Origin of the sequence: Streptomyces sp. NPDC001093 (assembly GCF_040298985.1) — a bacterium.
Taxonomy (GTDB): domain Bacteria; phylum Actinomycetota; class Actinomycetes; order Streptomycetales; family Streptomycetaceae; genus Streptomyces.
The window spans coordinates 53,398-73,083 of sequence record NZ_JBEPBF010000039.1; the positions used below are offsets into that span (position 1 = coordinate 53,398).

Annotated in this window: 16 protein-coding genes; 6 read left to right on the plus strand and 10 right to left on the minus strand. The window is 71.6% G+C overall.

The features are described 5' to 3' along the window. Positions 1 to 45 precede the first annotated feature (45 nt). Positions 46 to 636 (minus strand): cysteine hydrolase family protein, encoded by a 591-nt coding sequence (locus ABT288_RS20990; protein WP_351609792.1) that lies wholly within the window; start codon positions 634 to 636, stop codon positions 46 to 48. 144 nt (positions 637 to 780) lie between these two features. Here ABT288_RS20990 and ABT288_RS20995 point away from each other — a divergent pair, with 144 nt between their 5' ends. Beyond that, complete coding sequence (locus tag ABT288_RS20995; protein WP_351609795.1) at positions 781 to 1,779, plus strand: GlxA family transcriptional regulator; 999 nt, start codon at positions 781 to 783, stop codon at positions 1,777 to 1,779. 101 nt (positions 1,780 to 1,880) lie between these two features. Here ABT288_RS20995 and ABT288_RS21000 read toward each other — a convergent pair whose 3' ends face one another. Genes ABT288_RS21000 through ABT288_RS21010 form a run of 3 tightly spaced genes read right to left on the minus strand, consistent with a single transcriptional unit; the run spans position 1,881 to position 5,249 of the window. Beyond that, positions 1,881 to 2,630, minus strand: a complete 750-nt coding sequence (locus ABT288_RS21000; RefSeq protein ID WP_351609797.1) for a succinate dehydrogenase/fumarate reductase iron-sulfur subunit — start codon at positions 2,628 to 2,630, stop codon at positions 1,881 to 1,883. After that, complete coding sequence (locus ABT288_RS21005) at positions 2,627 to 4,576, minus strand: fumarate reductase/succinate dehydrogenase flavoprotein subunit (RefSeq protein ID WP_351609799.1); 1,950 nt, start codon at positions 4,574 to 4,576, stop codon at positions 2,627 to 2,629. Before ABT288_RS21005 ends, ABT288_RS21000 begins: the two co-directional genes overlap by 4 nt. Position 4,577: 1 nt before the next feature. Further along, positions 4,578 to 5,249 (minus strand): succinate dehydrogenase, encoded by a 672-nt coding sequence (locus ABT288_RS21010; RefSeq protein WP_351609844.1) that lies wholly within the window; start codon positions 5,247 to 5,249, stop codon positions 4,578 to 4,580. Positions 5,250 to 5,368: 119 nt separating this feature from the next. Between ABT288_RS21010 and ABT288_RS21015 the strand changes: the two genes are divergently transcribed. Next, positions 5,369 to 6,253, plus strand: coding sequence for a LysR family transcriptional regulator (locus ABT288_RS21015; RefSeq protein WP_351609802.1), 885 nt, complete (start codon positions 5,369 to 5,371; stop codon positions 6,251 to 6,253). 48 nt (positions 6,254 to 6,301) lie between these two features. Here ABT288_RS21015 and ABT288_RS21020 read toward each other — a convergent pair whose 3' ends face one another. The 3 genes from ABT288_RS21020 to ABT288_RS21030 form a co-directional block, all read right to left on the minus strand. Further along, positions 6,302 to 8,446, minus strand: a complete 2,145-nt coding sequence (locus ABT288_RS21020) for a putative bifunctional diguanylate cyclase/phosphodiesterase (RefSeq protein ID WP_351609804.1) — start codon at positions 8,444 to 8,446, stop codon at positions 6,302 to 6,304. Next, complete coding sequence (locus ABT288_RS21025; protein ID WP_351609807.1) at positions 8,443 to 9,255, minus strand: SAM-dependent methyltransferase; 813 nt, start codon at positions 9,253 to 9,255, stop codon at positions 8,443 to 8,445. The genes ABT288_RS21020 and ABT288_RS21025 overlap by 4 nt, the downstream gene beginning before the upstream one ends. 258 nt (positions 9,256 to 9,513) lie before the next feature. Beyond that, positions 9,514 to 10,476, minus strand: a complete 963-nt coding sequence (locus ABT288_RS21030; RefSeq protein WP_351609810.1) for an SCO0930 family lipoprotein — start codon at positions 10,474 to 10,476, stop codon at positions 9,514 to 9,516. A 300-nt stretch (positions 10,477 to 10,776) separates the two neighbouring features. On the opposite strand from ABT288_RS21030, the gene ABT288_RS21035 reads away from it, so the two are divergent. Both ABT288_RS21035 and ABT288_RS21040 read left to right on the plus strand, forming a co-directional pair. Continuing rightward, entirely contained in the window at positions 10,777 to 11,349 is a 573-nt protein-coding gene (locus tag ABT288_RS21035; protein WP_351609813.1) for a hypothetical protein, read from the plus strand. Positions 11,350 to 11,382: 33 nt separating this feature from the next. Continuing rightward, positions 11,383 to 12,147, plus strand: a complete 765-nt coding sequence (locus ABT288_RS21040) for a bestrophin-like domain (protein WP_351609816.1) — start codon at positions 11,383 to 11,385, stop codon at positions 12,145 to 12,147. Between the two features lie 94 nt (positions 12,148 to 12,241). Here ABT288_RS21040 and ABT288_RS21045 read toward each other — a convergent pair whose 3' ends face one another. Then, positions 12,242 to 13,048: a hypothetical protein gene (locus ABT288_RS21045; protein WP_351609819.1), complete on the minus strand. Its 807-nt coding sequence runs from the start codon at positions 13,046 to 13,048 to the stop codon at positions 12,242 to 12,244. Between the two features lie 332 nt (positions 13,049 to 13,380). Here ABT288_RS21045 and ABT288_RS21050 point away from each other — a divergent pair, with 332 nt between their 5' ends. Next, positions 13,381 to 14,052, plus strand: a complete 672-nt coding sequence (locus ABT288_RS21050) for a class F sortase (protein WP_351609822.1) — start codon at positions 13,381 to 13,383, stop codon at positions 14,050 to 14,052. 38 nt (positions 14,053 to 14,090) lie between these two features. Here the strand turns inward: ABT288_RS21050 and ABT288_RS21055 are convergent, their stop codons facing one another. Beyond that, positions 14,091 to 14,927: a polysaccharide deacetylase family protein gene (locus ABT288_RS21055; RefSeq protein WP_351609824.1), complete on the minus strand. Its 837-nt coding sequence runs from the start codon at positions 14,925 to 14,927 to the stop codon at positions 14,091 to 14,093. Between the two features lie 128 nt (positions 14,928 to 15,055). After that, on the minus strand, positions 15,056 to 18,334 hold the full coding sequence (gene lysX, locus ABT288_RS21060) for a bifunctional lysylphosphatidylglycerol synthetase/lysine--tRNA ligase LysX (protein WP_351609827.1): 3,279 nt from the start codon (positions 18,332 to 18,334) through the stop codon (positions 15,056 to 15,058). A 715-nt stretch (positions 18,335 to 19,049) separates the two neighbouring features. On the opposite strand from lysX, the gene ABT288_RS21065 reads away from it, so the two are divergent. Further along, positions 19,050 to 19,523 carry a universal stress protein gene (locus ABT288_RS21065; RefSeq protein ID WP_351609829.1) on the plus strand — a complete coding sequence of 158 codons (474 nt, stop codon included), beginning with the start codon at positions 19,050 to 19,052 and terminating at the stop codon, positions 19,521 to 19,523. The last annotated feature ends 163 nt before the right edge of the window (positions 19,524 to 19,686 follow it).

Genomic DNA, 19,686 nt, shown 5'->3' on the forward strand with positions numbered 1-19,686 from the left:
GGAGGGCAAGCGCCGTTCTCCGCAACGGAGTTACATGGCCCGGCGTCAGCCGAGGAACGCGGCGGACGGTACGACCACGCCGTACAGGTCGGCGATCGTCGCCAGGGCGCTGTGGTGGAGCTGCTCGGCGGACACCTCGGCCACGTCCGTCCTCAGGGCACGGGTGGCGGTGGCGTCGGCCACCACCGTGGGCCGGTTGCCCCGCAGGAACGCCCCCTGGGCCGTGAACGCGATGCACATGTGCGTCATGAAGCCGGCCAGCACCACATCGGTGTTCCCGGCTCCGTCCACCAGCTCGCCCAGGTCGGTGCCGTGAAAGGCGTTGGGCGCCTGCTTGGTGACGACCGGCTCACCGGCGAGGGGCGCGACCTTCTTGTGGATCCGGCCCACCTCGGCGTCCAGGTCGTACGGGCTGCCCGGCCCGCCGTCGTGCTGGACGTGAATGACCTTGGCACCCGCCGCGCGAGCCTGCTCCAGCAGCTCGGCAGCCCGGTCCAGGGCCGGCTCCCAGCCCTCCAGCTCCATGACGCCCTGGGTGTACGTGTTCTGGATGTCGATCAGGATCAGCGTCGAGTCGGCGAGCGACGCCGGGGTCTGGTCGAGGGCGCTGAGGTCGCGCAGGGTCTTCGAAGGCACAACTATCCCTTCTCACAAACACACATCGGAAGTTTCTGGCCATCTGTGGTGGCCGAGTAGACGCTACGATCCGGCACAGTTGGCGGCAATGTCGTACTACTTGCAGAAAATGACGTGCTGCCCGGACGTCCACGGGGGAACCGAATGAGCCTGATCCGAAGATTCATCGTCATCGTGCTGTTCGAGGGCGTCGGCCTGCTCGACGTCACCGGACCACCCGAGGTCTTCGCCCTGCTGCGCCGCGAGCTGGACGGTGACACCGGCTACCACGTCGTCCTGGCGGCCGAGACCCTGGCACCCGTCACCACGGCGGCCGGCGTACGGGTCCTGCCCGACGTGACCTTCGACGAGGCGGCCACTCGCCGCATCGACACCCTCGTGGTCCCGGGCTCCGTCGACGTCGACGACCGGCGTCAGGTGCACGCCCTGGTGGACCCGGCCGTGGTCGTCCGGGTGAAGGAACTCGCCGGCCGGTCGCGGCGTGTCGCCTCCGTCTGCGTCGGTGCGCATCTCCTCGCCGCCGCCGGCCTGCTGGACGGCAAGCGGGCCACGACCCACTGGTCGACCGCCCAGCAGCTCGCCGCGGATCATCCGTCCGTCGAGGTCGACGCCGACCCGATCTTCATCCGGCAGGGCAACGTCTGGACCGGCGCGGGGCTCACGGCCTGCCTCGACCTGTCGCTCGCCCTGGTCGCCGAGGACTTCGGCGAGCCCGCGGCGATGCGCGTCGCCCGCCAGCTCGTGATGTACCTCAAACGCCCCGGCGGACAGAGTCAGTTCAGCGTGCCCATCGGAGCCGGCTCCGCATCCCGCCGCATGGACGACCTGCGTCTGTACATCACGCGGAACATCGCGGGATCGCTCTCCGTCGCCGATCTCGCCGCCCACGCCAGCATCGGCGAACGACAGCTCAACCGGCTGTTCCGCGACGAACTCGGCACCACACCGGGCGCCTACGTCGAATCCGCCCGCCTGGAAGCGGCGCGCAACCGCCTGGAGACGACGGACGACACCCTTGACCGCGTGGCGGCACTCTGCGGCTTCAACACCATCGACACCCTCATACGGGCCTTCCGCCGCCGCCTGGACATCACTCCGACCGAGTACCGGAACCGGTTCCGCCCCTCGGACAGCGCACGCTGAGCGACCAAGGGAGCAGCCGGGGAAAACCAGACGGGGCCGGGAGAGCACCGTCCCGACCCCGCCCGCCCGCCACTCCGGCGAACGTTCCTCCCGCGCAGGCGCTACCGCTTCCCCGCCTTCCGGGTGGCCCTCAGCCACTCCTTGTTCATGTTCGTGATCGACACCAGCGGGATGCCCTTCGGGCAGGCGGTGGCGCACTCCCCCGTCAGCGTGCACCCGCCGAAGCCCTCCGCGTCCATCTGCGCCACCATGTCCAGCACCCGGGTCTCCCGCTCGGGCGCGCCCTGGGGCAGCACGTTCAGGTGGTTGACCTTGGCGGAGGTGAACAGCATCGCCGCGCCGTTGGGACACGCGGCCACACACGCCCCGCACCCGATGCACTCCGCGTGCTCGAACGCGAAGTCGGCGTCGGCCTTCGGTACCGGTGTGGCATGCGCCTCCGGCGCGGACCCGGTGGGCGCGGTGACGTAGCCACCGGCCTGGATGATCCGGTCGAACGCGGACCGGTCCACCACCAGGTCCCTGATCACGGGGAAGGCCGCCGCCCGCCACGGCTCGATGTCGATCGTGTCGCCGTCCTCGAAGGACCGCATGTGCAGCTGGCAGGTGGTGGTGCGCTCCGGCCCGTGTGCGTCGCCGTTGATCACGAGGGAGCACGCGCCGCAGATGCCCTCGCGGCAGTCGTGGTCGAAGGCGACCGGCTCCTCACCGGCCAGGATGAGCTGTTCGTTGAGGACGTCCAGCATCTCCAGGAAGGACATGTCGGACGAGATGCCGTCCACCTCGTATGTGGACATGGCGCCTTCAGCGTCGGCGTTCTTCTGGCGCCAGACGCGCAGGGTGAGCTTCATGCGTAGCTCCGCTGGGTGGGGTGGACGTACTCGAAGACGAGGTCTTCCTTGTGCAGGACGGGTGCCGCACCGGTGCCGGTGAACTCCCAGGCCGCCGCGTAGCCGAACTCCTCGTCCCGGCGGGCGGCCTCGCCGTCCGGGGTCTGGGACTCCTCGCGGAAGTGGCCGCCGCAGGACTCGGCGCGGTGCAGCGCGTCGAGGCACATCAGCTCGGCCAGCTCCAGGTAGTCGACGATCCGGTTGGCCTTCTCCAGCGACTGGTTGAACTCCTCGCCGGTGCCGGGGACCTTGATGCGCCGCCAGAACTCCTCGCGGATCTGCGGGATGCGCTCCAGGGCCTTGCGCAGTCCCGCGTCGGTGCGGGCCATGCCGCAGAACTCCCACATCAGTTCGCCGACTTCGCGGTGGAAGGAGTCGGGGGTGCGGTCGCCGTCGACGGAGAGCAGCCGGTTCAGCCGGTCCTCCGTCTCGGCCAGCGCCTGGCGCACGACCGGGTGGTCTGCGGTGACCGGGTCCTGGTGGGGGTTGCGCGCCAGGTAGTCGTTGATGGTGGCCGGGAGCACGAAGTAGCCGTCGGCCAGGCCCTGCATCAGCGCGGAGGCGCCGAGCCGGTTGGCGCCGTGGTCGGAGAAGTTGGCCTCGCCGATCGCGAACAGGCCCGGGACGGTGGTCTGCAGGTCGTAGTCGACCCACAGGCCGCCCATCGTGTAGTGCACGGCCGGGTAGATGCGCATCGGCACCTCGTACGGATCCTCGTCGGTGATCCGCTGGTACATGTCGAAGAGGTTGCCGTACTTGGACTCGACGGCCCCCCGGCCCATCCGCCGGATCGCGTCGGCGAAGTCCAGGTAGACGCCCTGGCCGCCGGGCCCCACTCCCCTGCCCTCGTCGCAGACGTTCTTCGCGGCGCGGGAGGCGATGTCACGCGGGACCAGGTTGCCGAAGGACGGGTAGATGCGCTCCAGGTAGTAGTCGCGTTCGTCCTCCGGGATCTGGTTCGGCGGGCGGGTGTCGCCCTTGGCCTTGGGCACCCAGATCCGGCCGTCGTTGCGCAGCGACTCGCTCATCAGGGTCAGCTTGGACTGGTGGTCGCCGGTGCGCGGGATGCAGGTGGGGTGGATCTGCGTGAAGCAGGGGTTGGCGAAGTAGGCGCCGCGCCGGTGCGCCCGCCAGATCGCGGTCGCGTTGGAGTTCATGGCGTTGGTCGACAGGTAGAAGACGTTTCCGTAACCGCCGCTGGCCAGTACGACGGCGTCGGCGAAGTACGTGTCGATCTTCCCGGTGACCAGGTCCCGGGCCACGATGCCGCGGGCCCGCCCGTCCACGACGATCAGGTCCAGAATCTCGGTGCGCGGGTGCATCTCCACGTTACCCGCGGCGATCTGCCTGCTCAGGGCCTGGTAGGCGCCCAGCAGCAGCTGCTGGCCCGTCTGGCCGCGGGCGTAGAAGGTGCGGGAGACCTGGACACCGCCGAAGGAGCGGGTGTCGAGCAGGCCGCCGTACTCACGGGCGAAGGGCACGCCCTGGGCCACGCACTGGTCGATGATCTCGACGGAGATCTGTGCGAGCCGGTGGACGTTGGACTCGCGGGCCCGGAAGTCGCCGCCCTTGACGGTGTCGTAGAACAGCCGGTGGATCGAGTCGCCGTCGTTGCGGTAGTTCTTCGCCGCGTTGATGCCTCCTTGCGCGGCGATGGAGTGGGCTCGGCGCGGGGAGTCCTGGTAGCAGAACTGGACGACGTGGTAGCCCTGTTCGGCCAGGGTCGCGCCCGCGGAGCCGCCGGCCAGGCCGGTGCCGACGACGATGATCGTGTGCTTGCGCCGGTTGGCGGGGTTGACCAGCTTGGCCTCGAAGCGGCGCTTGTCCCAGCGCTCGTGGATCGGGCCGGACGGGGCCGTGGAGTCGGTGACCGGCTCGCCCGTCGCGTAGTTCACGTATTCGGTCATGTCAGCTCACCACTCCGGTCATGACGCCCACGGGTACGGCGATGAAGCCCGCCGTGAGCAGCAGCGCGAGGACGTTGGCGACGGTCTTCAGGGCGCGGTCGCGGGCGCGGCTGCCGACGCCGAGGGTCTGTGCGGCGCTCCAGAAGCCGTGCCGGATGTGCAGGCCGAGCGCGAGCATCGCGACGATGTAGATGACGTCGCCGTACCAGGTGGAGAAGGTGTCGACCACGTTCTGGTACGGGTGGCCCTCCTGGAAGCCGCCGGAGTGCACGGTGCCGGTGGTCAGGTCCAGGATGTGCCAGACGAGGAACAGGCCGAGGATGATCCCGCCCCAGCGCATGGTGCGGGTGGCGTAGCTCGCCCGGGGCCTGCTGTGCACGTACTTGCTGGGCCGCGCCCTGATGTCGCGGCGGCTGAGCTGGTACGCGGAGGTGGCGTGGGCGACCACGGCGACGACGAGGACGATCCGGATGAGCCAGAGCGTCCACTCGTAGTGCATGAAGGGTTCGCCGATGGTGCGCAGCCAGTGGGCGTAGTGGTTGAACTCGCCCGCCCCGAAGTAGATCTTCAGGTTGCCGATCATGTGCGCGACCAGGTACAGCAGCATGATCAGGCCGCTGACGGCCATCACGGTCTTCTTGCCGACGGTGGAGTCCCACATCGTGCGCGCCATGGACGGCCGTCGGTCCGTCCGCGTTGCCAGAGCCATGGCCAGAACGCTAGGGCCGATGGTCCCGATCAGTCCAAGACATGGACCAGCTTGTTTCCATAGGCACGAGCTATCCTTGCAGGATGCAGTTCCAGCAGCTCCAGTACTTCGTCGCCGTCGCCGAGACCCGGCACTTCACCCGCGCCGCCGAGCTGGTGCATGTCGCCCAGCCGTCGCTGTCGCAGCAGATCAAGGCGCTGGAACGGGAGCTGGGCGCGGATCTGTTCCTGCGCGCCCGGGGCAACATCACGCTCACCGACGCCGGTGAGGCGCTGCTGCCGCTGGCCCGGCGGATCCTGGCCGACGCGGACACGGCCCGGTACGAGGTGCAGGAGCTGGTGCAGCTGCGCCGGGGCCGGGTACGTCTGGGGGCGACCCCGAGTCTGTGCACGGGCCTGCTGCCGGATGTGCTGCGCGCCTTCCACGACCGCTATCCCGGCATCCAGCTGCTGATCGAGGAGGGCGGCTCGCACGACCTGGTGCGGGAGCTGGCGCGCGGCGCCCTGGATCTTGCGCTGGTCGTCCTGCCCCTGCCGACTCCGTCTCCGGCGCTCACCACGGTGGAGCTGCTGCGCGAGGAGTTGGTGGTGGTGTCCTCACCCGAGGCGCCGGCTCCCGGGCGGGGCGGGCGGGTGGTGCGCATCGCCGATCTGGAGGGCGAGCGGCTGGTGATGTTCCGGCACGGCTACGACCTGCGGGAGCTGACCGTGGCGGCGTGCCGTTCCGCCGGGTTCGAGCCGGAGTTCGCGGTCGAAGGGGGCGAGATGGATGCGGTGTTGGGGTTCGTCCGGGCGGGGTTGGGGATCGCCGTGGTGCCGCGGATGGTCGCCACGCGGTCCGGGCAGGGGCTCAGGGTGACTCCGCTGGCCCGGCCCGGGTTGCAGCGCGCCATCGCACTGGCTCACCGGAGTGACGTGGCGCCGCCGCGGGCTGCGCGGGAGCTGCAGCGGATGCTTCTCGAGCGGTGACGGCCACAGTCCGCGCCCCGGTGGGGGGCTGAGCCCCCCACCCCCGTATCAGCCGGTCGCGTCCACCAGGGCCAGGTCGTGCAGGCGGTCCGGTGGGCCCGGGCGGGCGTAGTACCAGCCCTGGGCCGTGTCGCAGCCCAGTATCCGGAGCTGTTCGGCCTGGGCGCCGGTTTCCACACCCTCGACGGTGACCGCCAGGTCCAGGCTGTGGGCGAGCGAGACGATCCCTTCGACGATCTTCAGGTCGACGGGGTCGGCGGGGAACTGCTGCATGCCCCGCGTGAAGGAGCGGTCCAGTTTGAGGATGCGCACCGGCAGGCGGCGCAGGTTGGCGAGGTTGGAGTAGCCGGTGCCGAAGTCGTCCAGGGCGATGTCGACGCCCATCTCGGCCAGCCGGTGCAGGGGCTTGAGCAGGTCGTCGTCGGCGCCGATGAGCGCGGACTCGGTGACCTCCAGGCACAGGGCGTCCGGGGCGACACCCGCGCGTTCCAGGATGTCGACGGTGTCCTGGACCAGGCCGGGATGGCTGAGCTGGCACGGCGACAGGTTGACGTTGATGCGCAGGGGCCCGGCGGTGGTCTCCTCGCCATGGCGTTCTCGCCAGGCGCGGGCCTGGCGGATGGACTCCTCCAGGACCCAGCGGCCGAGCGGGACGATCAGGCCGGTGTGCTCGGCGAGCGGGATGAAGCGGTCGGGGCCGAGGACGCCGTGCTGCGGGTGCAGCCAGCGCACCAGGGCCTCGGCGCCGCGCACGCTGCCGTCACCGAGGTGGACGAGCGGCTGGTACTCGATGAAGAACTCGCCGCGTTCCAGGGCCGTGGGCAGGGCCGTCGTCAGGCCGTGGCGGGTGATCGCGCGGGCGTCCGCCTCCGGGTCGGCGAGTTCGGAGCGGTTGCCGCCCGCGGACTTGGCCCGGTACATGGTGATGTCGGCGCTCCGCAGGACCTCCGCCGCCGTGCGCTCGCCCGCCGGGCCCTCGACGATGCCCAGGCTGCCGCGCACCAGCAGGTCACGGCCGTCGATGCTGACCGGCGTGACGAGGGCGTTCATGATGCGCTCGGCGAGCTCGTCGACCTTGCGCTCGGTGCCGGGACCGGTGGTCAGGGCCACGAACTCGTCGCCGCCGAGCCGGGCGACCATCTCCCCGGGCGCGGTCGCACAGGACTGGAGCCGGTCGGCGACCTCCACCAGCAGCCGGTCGCCGGCCGCGTGTCCGAGGCTGTCGTTGACGGTCTTGAAGCCGTCCAGGTCGAGGTAGCACAGGCCGAAGCGCTGGCCCTCGCCCGCGTTCAGCGCCTTCTCCAGGCGCTCGAAGAACAGCGAGCGGTTGGGCAGGCCGGTGAGCGCGTCGTGGGTGGCCTCGTAGCGCAGCCGGAGGTTGAGCAGCCGGCGCTCGGTGGTGTCCTCCATGAGCGCGAGCTGGTACTGCGGATCCCCGTCGGCGTCGCGCAGCAGGGAGACCGTCAGGTTGGTCCACAGCACCGTGCCGTCGGGGCGGTTGAAGGCCTTTTCGAGGTGGTAGTGCTCGCGGTCGCCGCGGACGAGCTCGTCGTACAGCTTCCAGGTCTGCGGCGCGTCCTCGGGGTGCACCCAGTCCTGGACGCGGCGGCCGCGCAGGGCGTGGTCGGACTGGCCGAACATGCGCAGCAGCGCCTCGTTGACCTGCAGGACGTTGCCGTCGAGGTCGGCGATGCCGATCCCTATGGCGGCGCCCTCGAAGACCGCGCGGAAGCGGGCCTCGCTGGCGTGCAGCGCCTGGGCGACCACGCCCTGGGCCCTGAGCGCGGCCTGGGCGATGGACTCCTGCTCGGCGAGGGTGCGTTCGCGCAGCGCCCCGGCGTATCCGGCGGCCATCGCGTGCTGCAACCGCGAGCAGCGCAGGCGCGGTTCGTCCTGGGGGCCGTCCCCGGCGCAGTACAGCACCAGGTAGGCGTCCACGCAGTCCAGGGTCCGGGTCAGCGCCTCGGGGTCGGTGCAGTGCGCGCCGACCAGGGCGGCGCCGACCCCCTTCGCACCGTCCGCGTCGAAGCCGTGTGCCCGCAGCAGCTCGCTCAACCGGCGTGCGAGCGGAAGCAGTTGTTCCTCGAACTCGGCTCGGGTCAGCGACGTGGAGGTCACCGGGTAGACCGCCCGGCTCCAGATCGTCGTGAACCGGCGCAGTCTGTCCTCCGGCCCGTCCGGCTCGGCGCTCACGCCGTACGCCCCACGCCGGCGAACCCGGAGAAGGCGAACGGATCCTCGTCCTCCGGCGCCGACTCCGGCCGCCAGTCCGGCATCGGCACCAGTCCCGGTTCCACCATGTCGTACCCCTCGAAGAACCGCGCGATCTCGTCGCGCGAGCGCATGATGAGCGGATTGCGAATGTCCTTGTATACGTCCACCGCGCCCTCGGCCCGCTCGGCAGGCACCGGGATTCCCTCGTACGAGGCATGGGTGAGGATCAGCAGGCTGCCGGGCGCGAGCGCGTCGCGCAGTTCGGCCACCGCACCGTAGGGGTCGTCCGCGTCTTCCACGAAGTGCAGTATGGCAACGAGGAGGAGGGCGACCGGGCGGTTCCGGTCGATCAGCCGCTCCACCTGGGGGCTGGAGAGGATCTCCTGGGGCTTGCGCAGGTCCGCGGCGACGACGTCCGCGGTGGCGTTTTCGGCCAGCACCGCCTGGCTGTGCGCGACGGCAACCGGGTCGTGGTCGACGTAGACCACGTGGGCGCCCGGTACGGCCGCCTGGGCCACCTCGTGGACGTTGCCGAAGGTCGGGATGCCGGAGCCTATGTCGAGGAACTGGGTGATGCCCTCCCCGGCGGCGAACCGCACGGCACGCCGCATGAACGCCCGGTTGGCCTGCATGATCTTCGGCAGGCCCGGCATGAACTCCATCGCCTTGCGGGCCGCTTCCCGGTCCACCTCGAAGTTGTGCGAGCCGCCCAGGTAGTAGTCGTAGATCCGCGAGACGCTCGGCACCGTGATGTCGATGCTCCGTGGGGCCCAGGCGGGGCGCTCCATGTATCACTCCAAGGGTGGACGACAGGGACAGGCGATCCGGTGTTCGAGCTGAGGCTACTGATCGCCCGGCGAAGGAGCGACCCAAACCGGAAATTGACCGTCCGTTCCCCGCCACTGCCTGCGGCAAGTGCCCGTATGGCACCGCTGTGTGACGGATTCCGGCGCACAAAGCGGTCCGCCCCCTCCGTGCGGTGCGGAGGGGGCGGACCTTCGGTGGCGCTCCGGGCCGGGCGGGGCGATCGACCCTGGGGAGGTGATCTAGTTGCCCGGCGCGCCGACCGGCTTGCCGTCGGGCGAGACGGCGTACCAGGTGCCGCCCACGCCCTGACCGTTGGTGTCTCCGGGTGCCTTGTCCCCGGAGAAGGTGTAGATCGGCCAGCAGTTGACCGTCATCTGCTGCACACCGTCGGGACGGGTGAAGCCCATCAGGCCCTTCTTCTTGACGCCCTGGGTGTCCCCGGGCTTGACGATGCCGACGGCCGGCCACTTCTGCAGGCAGGCTCCGGTGCAGTTGGAGACGGACTTCGGCCAGGCCTTGTCCTTGAGGAAGCGGTAGACCGTCATGCCGTGCTTGTCGACGATGATGTCGCCGAGCTTGGGGTCCTTGCGGACGGAGAGACCGGGCAGGGCGGCCAGGGAGGCCTTCTTCCCGTTCGGGGCCAGCGCGAACCACTTGCCGCCCACGCCCTGGCCGTTGACGTCTCCGGCGTTGACGTCCTTGGCGTAGCGGTAGGCGGGCCAGCCGCCGATGGTGAGCTGCTTGGTGCCGTCGGCGCGGGTGACCTCGCCGAGCAGCGCCTTGTCGATGCCGGCTCCGGCCGTGGCGTCGCCGGCGGGCACGGGCGGCCAGGTGGTGGCGCAGTCGCCGGCGCAGTTCGACTTGGGCGGGTTGGCGGTGTCCTTGTCGAACCGGTAGAGGGTGAGGCCGGCGCCGTCGGTCAGCACGCTGCCCAGGTCGGGGTTGGTGGCCACGGTGAGCTTGCCCGCGGGGGCGGCCGCGGTCGGGGAGCTGGAGCTCTGGTTGCCGTCGGCGCCGTAACCGTTGCCCGATCCGGTGCCGACCCCGGCACCGGTGGTCGGGCTGCCCGCGGGCGCGGTGGCCCCGACGTTCTGGGCCGCCGATGCCGGGGTGGTGCTGTTGTCCTGACCGCACGCCGTCGTCAGCGCCAGCACCGCAGCGGCTGTGGCCACCAGTGAGGCGGTCCGCCAGGAGGTCTTCATGTCCAACTCCCCATATATGCCTGGATGTTGCAGCGCTCTGCCGCGCCGCCGCACGGCCATGGGTACGCACCGAGGGGGCCGGAGCGTTCAATGGGGAGCGGAAGTTCTTCGGGAAATTCTTTCCGGGCCCTGTGACCGGTGCCGCCGCGCGTGCCGGCGCGGGGAGCCCGCAATGGCGTGGGCAGGGCACCAATCACGCCGTTCTTCGCGTCAAACCATTGATCGCGCTATGTCCTCCCTTCGGAGCAATCCGGGCGCACTACGGCGTACGACCTGGTTCCGCACCCCCATGATCGTCGCGTGCATGGACCCGAAGTGACCCGATGCGCGCCCGCCGCACGGGTGTTGGCGCTGGTGACCCTGACCTGGACCCTCGTGGGCTGCCCGGTCGGCAGCGTTTCGGCCGACGCCTGCGCGTACGCCTCCACGGGCACGGGCGGCACGGTGGCGGTCGCCCGCGCAGGCGGCGACCACTGGCCGACGCTGCCGCCCTGCCCGATGCCCACCCCGCCCTCGCCCACACCGACCCCCAGCCCGCCGCCACCGCCCCCGAAGCCGGCACCGCCGAAGCCGAAGCCGGCTCCGCGCCCGGTGCCGAAGCCGACGCCAACACCGAAGCCGCCGGCCCGGCCCGCCCCGGATCCGCCGGCGCCGCGGCCCACACCCCCTCCCCCTCCCCCTCCCGCACCGACTCCGGCCCCCGACCCGAAGCCGAAGGCCTCCCCGCCGCCCTCGGCGAGGCCGGTGAGCTATCCGGCGTACCACCCCCACCCCGCCGCGCACCGCGCGCCCGGCCACACCACCCCGGTCATCTATGTCCTGCTCATCACCGTTCCGGCGATCGTCGCCGTCGCGGCCCTGCGCCCGCGCTGATGCGCCGGCCCGCTCATCTTCTGGAGGTATCCGTTGCCGGATTGGCTTGTTCTCGTCCTCGCGATGCTGGCGGCCTGCGCCGTGGTGGTGGTCGTCACCGTCGTGCGGCACAAACGTGCCCCCGAGGACGAGGATCCCAGCGAGACCCCGGACGTCATCGAGTACATGACGATGTGGATCGGTGTCGTGTACGCCATCGTCCTGGGCCTCGCCATCGCGGGCGTGTGGGAGGCCCACAGCTCCGCGCAGGACTATGTGCAGTCCGAGGCCCAGGCGCTGCACGAGATCTCGGAGCGGGTCCGGGTCTATCCGCCGGACGTCCGTGACAAGGTGCGCAGCGATGTCAACGCCTATGTCAGCTATGTCGTGCACCACGAGTGGCGGACGATGTCGCACGACGAGCGCGTCACCGACCGCGGCGCACAGCTGCTGCAGAAGGTCCGCCAGGACGTCACCGACTACCAGCCGAAGAACGACTTCGAGGCGCAGGCCTACCAGCCGCTGCTGGACCAGATGACCGCGGCCGACCAGGCGCGCAACGACCGTGCCGACTCCACCGGGGCCACCATGCCGGCGGTGGTGTGGTGGGGCCTGCTCACCGGGGCGCTGATCACCATCGGCATGGTGTTCGCACTGCAGATCCGGCGGACCAGACGCGAGCTGGTCCTGGCGGGCCTGTTCTCCGCGACCATCGCGTTCATGCTGTTCCTCATCTGGGACTTCGACGCCCCCTTCAGCCGGGGCATCGCGGTGACCGCGGAACCGTTCATGAACATGTTCCCGGGGGTCACCGGCTAGCGCCCCACCGCACGATCGCCCGCAGGCCTTCGCCCCGGATCCCCCGAGGGACCGGGGCGACTGCCGTGCCGACGTCCGGCGGGCGACCGGGGCGTCAGGTCCGCTTCTCGTTCCGGCGGCGCAGCCAGAACGCGCCGCCCCCGACGACCGCCAGGGTCACGAGTCCGGCGCCGATGGCCACGTCGGCCGGCGTGGCGCCGCTGGACCTGCTGCCGCCGACACCGCCCTGGACGCCGCCGAGCACGGTGAACGCGGCCGGGCGGACCAGGGTACGGCCGCCGCAGTGGATGGTGATGTCGTACCGGCCGGGCGGCGCGTCGCGGTCGATCTCGGTGGTGCCGCGGGCGGTCTCGTCGCGGAAGTCGTTGAAGTCGGTGGTGGGGAAGGCGCGGGAGGACATGGTGCCGCCGTGGCAGCCGTCCACGCTGACGGCGAGCCGGCCGCCGGCCGGGAGCACGCCGGGCTTGGAGACGATGTTCCTCAGGCTGCCGTCGCCACGGTCACCGGAGTCGTCATCCCGGCCGGAACCCTCCTCCCGGCCGGAACCCTCCTCCCGGCCGGAGCCCTCCTCCCGGCCGGAGCCCTCCTCCCGGCCGGAGCCTTCCTCCCGGCCGGAGTCGCCGCCGCGGCTGAAGTCGTCGGCACGGCTGCTGTCGCCGCCCCGGCCGCCGCTCCCGTTGTCGTCGCCCGGGCCGGAGTCCTCCTCCCGGCCCGCGTCGCGCCCCTGCTCCCCATTGTCGTTGTTGTCGTTCGAACGGTTGACGTTTCCGTGGTTGTTGAAGACCGGGTGCCTGTTGAGGTTGCCGCCGTTGCCCGTGCCGTCCGCGACGGACACGGGGGCGGCGAGCCCGAGCACGGCGACCGCGGCGCACGCGGCCGCCAGGGCGCGTTGGTTTCGCATGTGTTCCTCCGCGGGAGGCGCCCGGGGCCCGTCCCCGGTCGATCGGCGAGAAAACACCTCCCGGGAAGACCCTCGGGGGTGCGGAACACGCCCGCATGTCGAGAATGGTCCGTCCTGGTGAGCCAACAGGCCGCGCGAAAAGCACATAATCGCATATTGCTGCAGGTCACGGACCGTCAGAAATTTTCTCCGGACGGCAACTCGGATGGCGCACCACAAAGGCCCGTGGGCCACCCGTTCGCCAGTCGTCCCGTCGCCCGCCGCACGCGCGGGACTTAGCGTTTTCCCATGCGCGATGGCCGTGGCGAGACCGCGTCGAGAGGGGATGGCGAATGTCTGCGTACGGGCTGCCCGGGCTTGCCGAAGAGGAGGAGCGGCGGAGGAGGCGCGCCCCGTGGGGCGTCATAGCGCTGGTCCTGCTGACCGGTCTGGCGCTCATTCGGAATGGTTCGGGTGAGTTCGACATCGGTCCGCCCCAGCCCGCCTCGGCTGCGGCCCCGGACAGCCGCGTCGGCGCGGGCGCCTTCTCCACGGTTCCGACGTCGCTCGGGTTCTCGGCCGCCAACCGGGTCCGCATCCCCGCGATCCAGGTGAACGCCCCGGTCATGCCCGCCGGTCTGGACGCGGCCGGCTGGGTCGCCGCGCCGCCGCCGGAGGATCCCAACCTGGCGGGCTGGTTCACCGGTGCCGTCTCCCCCGGCGAGAAGGGGACCGCCGTCATCGTCGGGCACGTCGACAACCAACGGGGCCCCGCCGTGTTCTACGGGCTCGGGGCCCTGAAGAAGGGAAACCGGATCGAGGTCCTGCGCAAGGACGGAAAGACCGCGGTGTTCGAGACCTACGGTGTCGAGGTCTTCTCCAAGAGCGGTTTTCCGGGGGACCGCGTCTACGGCTCGAAGGGAACACCGGAACTGCGGGTCATCACCTGCGGCGGTGGTTTTTCCAGGAAGAACGGTTACGACGGAAACGTCGTCGTCTTCGCCCGTCTGGTCGGGGTGAACTGAAGCCACCGCGGCCGGGCGGGCGAAGACCCGGGAAACCGTCATACGCGCCGGCGCGGCGGCACGGTCATCCGGTATCCGGAGTCGAGGAGATGGGGCAGCCATTCACGGATCGCGCGGACGGTCTGCGACCGGTCGCCCCCGGCGTCGTGGGAGAGCACCACGACGCCGGGGGCGGCGCCGCTCTCCACCCGGTCGACGATGGTGCCGGTGCCGGGCTCCGTCCAGTCGGTGGTGTCGACCGTCCAGGCCATCGGCTCCATGCCCAGCTCGGCGCCCAGCTGGAACGCGGCCCGGTTCCAGGCGCCGTAGGGCGCGCGGAACCACTGCGGGCGCTCGCCGTAGGTGTCCTCGATGACGTCGCTGGTGCGCTTCATCTCGGAGCGGATCTGCTTGCGGTCGAGGGTCGTCAGCAGCGGATGCGTCCAGGTGTGGTTGCCCACGACATGGCCTTCGTCGGCCATCCGGACCACCAGCTCCCTGTTGTCGACGACGCACTCGCCGCACACGAAGAACATGGCCCGCACGTCGTACTTGGCGAGGGTGTCCAGGATGTGCGGGGTGTAGTCCGGGTTGGGGCCGTCGTCGAAGGTCAGCATCATGCTCCGGCCGCGCCCGGAGATCCGGAGGATGGGCTCCTTGCGGACCTTCAGTCTGTGCGGCGCGGCACGCGGCGGTCCGTAGCCGGTGAGCGGCTGGAGCCGGAAGGCGGAGGACTTGGGCACCTGACGGGCCTGTGGTCCGGGCGCGGGGGCGGCGGTCCCGGCGCCGTCCTCGGCGCCAGTCGCGAGTACGGCCCCGGCGGCGCCCGCCGCCCCCAGCGCGGCGGCACCGCCCAGGAGCATCCGGCGCCGTGTCAGCAACTGATCCTTCTGCATGACTCATCACTCGCCCCACCGGACTCCGGCGCACCACAACGACACTGGTGCGGCGGCGGGAATACACCCGGACGGACCAGCGCCGGGGCCGGTGCACCGCCTCCCGGCCCCCGCCGGGGACCGGACGCTCAGCGGCGGCGCACCAGCGGGAACGGCAGGGTCTCCCGGATCGTCATGCCGGTGAGGAACATCACCAGCCGGTCGACGCCGAGGCCGAGGCCGCCGGTCGGGGGCATCGCGTACTCGAGGGCCTCCAGGAAGTCCTCGTCCAGCTCCATGGCCTCCGAATCGCCGCCGGCGGCCAGCAGCGACTGCTCGGTGAGCCGCCGGCGCTGCTCGACCGGGTCGGTCAACTCGGAGTAGGCGGTGCCGAGTTCGGTGCCGAAGGCGACGAGGTCCCAGCGCTCGGCGAGCCGCGGGTCGGTGCGGTGCTGCCGGGTCAGCGGGGAGACGTCGGTCGGGAAGTCCCGGTAGAAGGTGGGGAGTTGGGTGCGCTCCTCGACGAGCCGCTCGTACATCTCCAGGACGATGTCACCGGGTCCGTCGTCGGCGGTGTACGGCACTCCAGTCCGGTCGCACAGCCGGTGCAGCCGCAGCAGTTCGGTGCCGGGGCCGATCTCCTCCCCCAGTGCCTCGGAGATCGCGCCGTAGACCGTTCTGACCGGCCACTCCCCGGAGATGTCGTGCTCCTGCCCGCCCTTGCGTGCCACCGGGGAGCCGAAGGCTGCGGTCGCCGCGCCCTGGATCAGCTCGCGCGTCAGGTCGAGCATGACGTCGTAGTCGGCATACGCCTGGTACGCCTCCAGCATGGTGAACTCGGGGTTGTGCTTGTAGGAGACACCCTCGTTGCGGAAGGTGCGGCCCAGTTCGAAGACCTTCTCCAGGCCGCCGACGCACAGGCGCTTCAGGTACAGCTCGGGGGCGATGCGCAGATACAGGTCGAGGTCGTAGGCGTTGATGTGGGTGGTGAAGGGGCGCGCGTTGGCGCCGCCGTGGATCTGCTGCAGCATCGGGGTCTCGACCTCGACGAAGCCGCGGTCGAGCAGGCCCTGCCGCAGGGCCTGTACGGCGGCGGAGCGGGCCCGGATCACGGCGCGGGCGGCGGGGCTGGTCGCGAGGTCGAGATAGCGGCGGCGGACCTTCGCCTCGGGGTCGGTGAGGCCGCGGCGTTTGTCCGGCAGCGGGCGCAGGCATTTGCCGGTGAGCTGCCAGGAGGTGACGAAGACGGTGGGTTCGCCCTTGTCGCTGAGGCCGGTGCGGCCGGTGGCGGTGATGTGGTCGCCGATGTCGGTGCCGGCGGTGAAGCGGTGGAGGGCGGCGGCCGAGCGCTCGCGGGTGAGGGCGATCTGGTGGTCACCGGACCAGTCGCGCAGCACGGCGAAGACGATGCCGCCGAAGTCGCGGACCAGCATGAGCCGTCCGGCGACGGTGACGTCCTCGTCGGGGGGCACGTCGGCGAGGGCGTGGGTGGGGGCGGGGACGCCGACCGGGTAGGGGTCGGTGCCGTCGGCGCGCAGCCGGTCGAGCTTGTGGTGCCGGACGCGGACCTGGTCGGGCAGGCCGGCGCCCGGTGCGGCGGTCCCGGCCTGGTCCCCTCCCTCGAGGCCGAGCGCCGTCAGCGGAGGCAGTCCCGCCGTGGTGGCGGGCGGCTGCCCGGCCTTCGGGTGCCCCTTTCCCCAGAGTTTGCGCAACGACGGTACGGAGACGAAGCCTTCGGCGATGCCGGAGGCCAGGCCGATGCGGGCGAGGGCGGCGGTGTCGCCGTAGCAGATGAACCGTGGGTACCAGTCCGGGTGGTACTTGGCGTTGGAGCGGTACAGGGCCTCCAGCTGCCACCAGCGGGAGAAGAACAGCAGCAGGCGCCGCCAGAGCCTGAGGACCGGCCCGGCGCCGATGCGGGCGCCCTCCTCGAAGACCGACCGGAAGACGGCGAAGTTCAGCGACATCCTGCGGATGCCCAGCTTGGGGGCGGCGGCGCACAGCTCGGCGACCATGAACTCCATGACCCCGTTGGGGGCGGCACGGTCACGGCGCATCAGGTCCAGGGAGATGCCGTCGCGGCCCCAGGGCACGAAGGAGAGCAGGGCGAGCAGCCGGCCGTCCTCGCCGAGGGCCTCCACGAGCAGGCAGTCTCCGTCGGCGGGGTCGCCGAGCCGGTCCAGGGCCATGGAGAAGCCGCGCTCGGTCTCGGTGTCGCGCCAGGCGTCGGCCTTGTCGACGATCTCCTCCATCTCCCGTTCGGTGAGGGTGGCGTGCCGGCGGATGCGGCAGGTGGCACCGGTACGGCGGACGCGGTGCACGGCCTGCCGGGTCACCCGCATGTCCCGGCCGTCCAGGTCGAAGGAGGCCACCTGCACGATCGCCTCGTCGCCGAGCTGGAGGGCGCCGAGTCCGGCGCGGGCGTAGGCGCGGGCGCCGTCCTCGGAGGCGCCCATCACGGCGGGCGCCCAGGCGTACCGGCGGGCCACGTCCAGCCAGGCGGCGATGGCGTGCGGCCAGGCCTCGGGATCGCCGACGGGATCGCCGCTGGCCAGGCAGACGCCGGCCTCGACGCGGTAGGTGACGGCGGCCTTGGCGCTGGGCGAGAAGACGACGGCCTTGTCGCGGCGGGTGGCGAAGTAGCCGAGGGAGTCCCGATCGCCGTAGGCGGCCAGGAGGGCGCGGATCCGGGCCTCCTCGTCGCCGTGCAGGGCGGCTTCCAGGCGCTGGGAACGGAACAGTGTGGCGGCGGCGTTCAGCAGGGCCAGGGCGCCGAGCAGGCCGAGCACGAAGGTGACCTGGCGGGGCGGGTGGCCGGAGAAGGAGCGGCTGGAGACCAGTCCGCCGCACACCCGGTCGGCCGCCCAGGCCAGGTGCTGGTTCGCCGGGAGCGTGCCCGGGAACAGCATGACGAGCCCCCAGCCCAGCAGAATCGCCACCACGAGACCGCCCAGCAGCACGGCGAGCGCCCGCCAGACCGCGCCGTGGCGGGAGGCGGCGTAGAACTCCCCGCGGGCCACGACGAGCAGGAGCAGCAGCAGGCCGCACAGCACCAGGGACGGCAGTGACTCGGCGTACATGCCGAGGCCCACGCCGAGCGCGTCGGTGAGGACCACCAGGCCGAGATAGACGACGACCAGCCACCAGGCGACCTTCTTGCGGGCGGCGGTGGCGCCGGCCAGCAGGAACAGGAAGACGGCGTAGGCCAGGTTGGCGCTGATGGGCAGGAGCAGCAGGTCGAGGGCGTGCACGACCGGGCGGAGCAGGTCGCGCAGCGGTTCGCTGAGCGCGAGCAGGGCGCACAGCAGGCCGAGCGCGGCGAAGAGCGTCGCGAAGGCCTCGGGCACCCAGCCGAGCCGCCCGCCGGCGGGCGGGCGTATCGGGGCCGTGGGGTCCCTCCGTGCGGCGGGCTCCGCGCTGGCGGTCATGGTTCCGACTGTAGGAAGGGCTCGCGCGGCTCGCCCGTCGAGGGGATGCCGGGGGCGCCCCCGGGAGACCGGCGTCCCCTGTACTGAGACGGCAGGGACGCCGGGGGCGCGACTGCGGGCGGCCGACGTCCCGCACGCAGGGGCCGCTCCGGGAGCCCGGCATCCCGCACGCAGAGGCGGGTGCGGGGGGCCGGACGGCCCGGGAGACCGACGTCCCGCGCACCGGAGCGGCCCGCGAGACCGGCGTCGCCCGCACCGGGACGGGGGCGGGGCCAGGCCATCAGCCCGGCATGCCACCCGCCGAGCCGACGCACGCGCGCCACCCAGGAGCTGCCCGCACCGATCGCACCGGCCACAAGCGCCAACCCCCGAACGACAAGCGCCCCGCGAGGCCACCTCAGCGGGCGAACCACCAGCCCCACCACCGGACCGCCCCAGCCCTGGCCACAAGCCCCACCAGACCGCCACCCCTGGCCTCAAGCCCACACCGCCCTGCGCCGCCTGCCCGAACGGCGCCCCGACGTGGGCCGTCGGCCGACGGCGGCCCGGCCCCCGCCACGGTCCGCCCGACCAGGCCAGGCCCCACCACCCGGCCCGACAACCCGCCGGGCCCACGACCGCCCCGGCCCGACAACCGCCCACCCGACAGCCGCACGGCACCCGCCGTTCGCCCCACGGCTCTGCAGGAACAGGGGATTCCGATAGCCTCGCCACCGTGACGGAACAGCACTCGCACACACCCTCGAACCAGTTCGAGCGAGGTACGGACGGGCCGAAGGTCATCCTGGTCGGGGTGGACGGCTCCGACTCCTCGCTGCGTGCCGCGGCGTACGCGGGCGGGCTCGCCCGGCGGCAGCACGCACTGCTGGCCGTGGTGTACGTACAGCCGGTGCTGGCCGCCGGGGCGGCGCTCGGGGCGCCGGTGGCGGAGACGACCGACGAGATCGCCGAGGACCTGGTCACCTACATCCGGGAGGCGGCCGAGCGGGTCAAGGGGATATTCGAGGTGCGCTGGGAGTTCCACACCTTCCGCGGCGACCCTTACAGCGGGCTGGTGAAGGCGGCCGACGAGCTCAAGGCGGACGCGGTGATCGTGGGCGCCTCGGAGCAGGCCGGTCACCGGATCATCGGCTCGGTGGCGATCCGGCTGGTGAAGGCGGGACGCTGGCCGGTGACGGTCGTCCCGTAGAGCGCCCACAGCAGCAGCGGGGTCGCCGGCAGCGGCATTCCGGTGAGGGCGGCCGCAGAGCCCCATGGCCGGGCCCCACGGCGCGCTGGGCCGGCGGGCGGGCCACCCGGGAGCCGGGCAGTGCGCCGAGGCACGGCGATGGCGAGGCCGTGTGCTGGGGCTC

What these genes read in the sequence shown, in the direction of transcription:
- ABT288_RS20995 (WP_351609795.1), top strand. Translation starts at nt 781, where the DNA reads ATGAGCCTGATCCGAAGATTCATCGTCATCGTGCTGTTCGAGGGCGTC.
- ABT288_RS21000 (WP_351609797.1), bottom strand. Translation starts at nt 2,630, where the DNA reads ATGAAGCTCACCCTGCGCGTCTGGCGCCAGAAGAACGCCGACGCTGAA.
- ABT288_RS21005 (WP_351609799.1), bottom strand. Translation starts at nt 4,576, where the DNA reads ATGACCGAATACGTGAACTACGCGACGGGCGAGCCGGTCACCGACTCC.
- ABT288_RS21010 (WP_351609844.1), bottom strand. Translation starts at nt 5,249, where the DNA reads ATGGCGCGCACGATGTGGGACTCCACCGTCGGCAAGAAGACCGTGATG.
- ABT288_RS21015 (WP_351609802.1), top strand. Translation starts at nt 5,369, where the DNA reads ATGCAGTTCCAGCAGCTCCAGTACTTCGTCGCCGTCGCCGAGACCCGG.
- ABT288_RS21025 (WP_351609807.1), bottom strand. Translation starts at nt 9,255, where the DNA reads ATGGAGCGCCCCGCCTGGGCCCCACGGAGCATCGACATCACGGTGCCG.
- ABT288_RS21030 (WP_351609810.1), bottom strand. Translation starts at nt 10,476, where the DNA reads ATGAAGACCTCCTGGCGGACCGCCTCACTGGTGGCCACAGCCGCTGCG.
- ABT288_RS21045 (WP_351609819.1), bottom strand. Translation starts at nt 13,048, where the DNA reads ATGCGAAACCAACGCGCCCTGGCGGCCGCGTGCGCCGCGGTCGCCGTG.
- ABT288_RS21050 (WP_351609822.1), top strand. Translation starts at nt 13,381, where the DNA reads ATGTCTGCGTACGGGCTGCCCGGGCTTGCCGAAGAGGAGGAGCGGCGG.
- ABT288_RS21055 (WP_351609824.1), bottom strand. Translation starts at nt 14,927, where the DNA reads ATGCAGAAGGATCAGTTGCTGACACGGCGCCGGATGCTCCTGGGCGGT.
- lysX (WP_351609827.1), bottom strand. Translation starts at nt 18,334, where the DNA reads ATGACCGCCAGCGCGGAGCCCGCCGCACGGAGGGACCCCACGGCCCCG.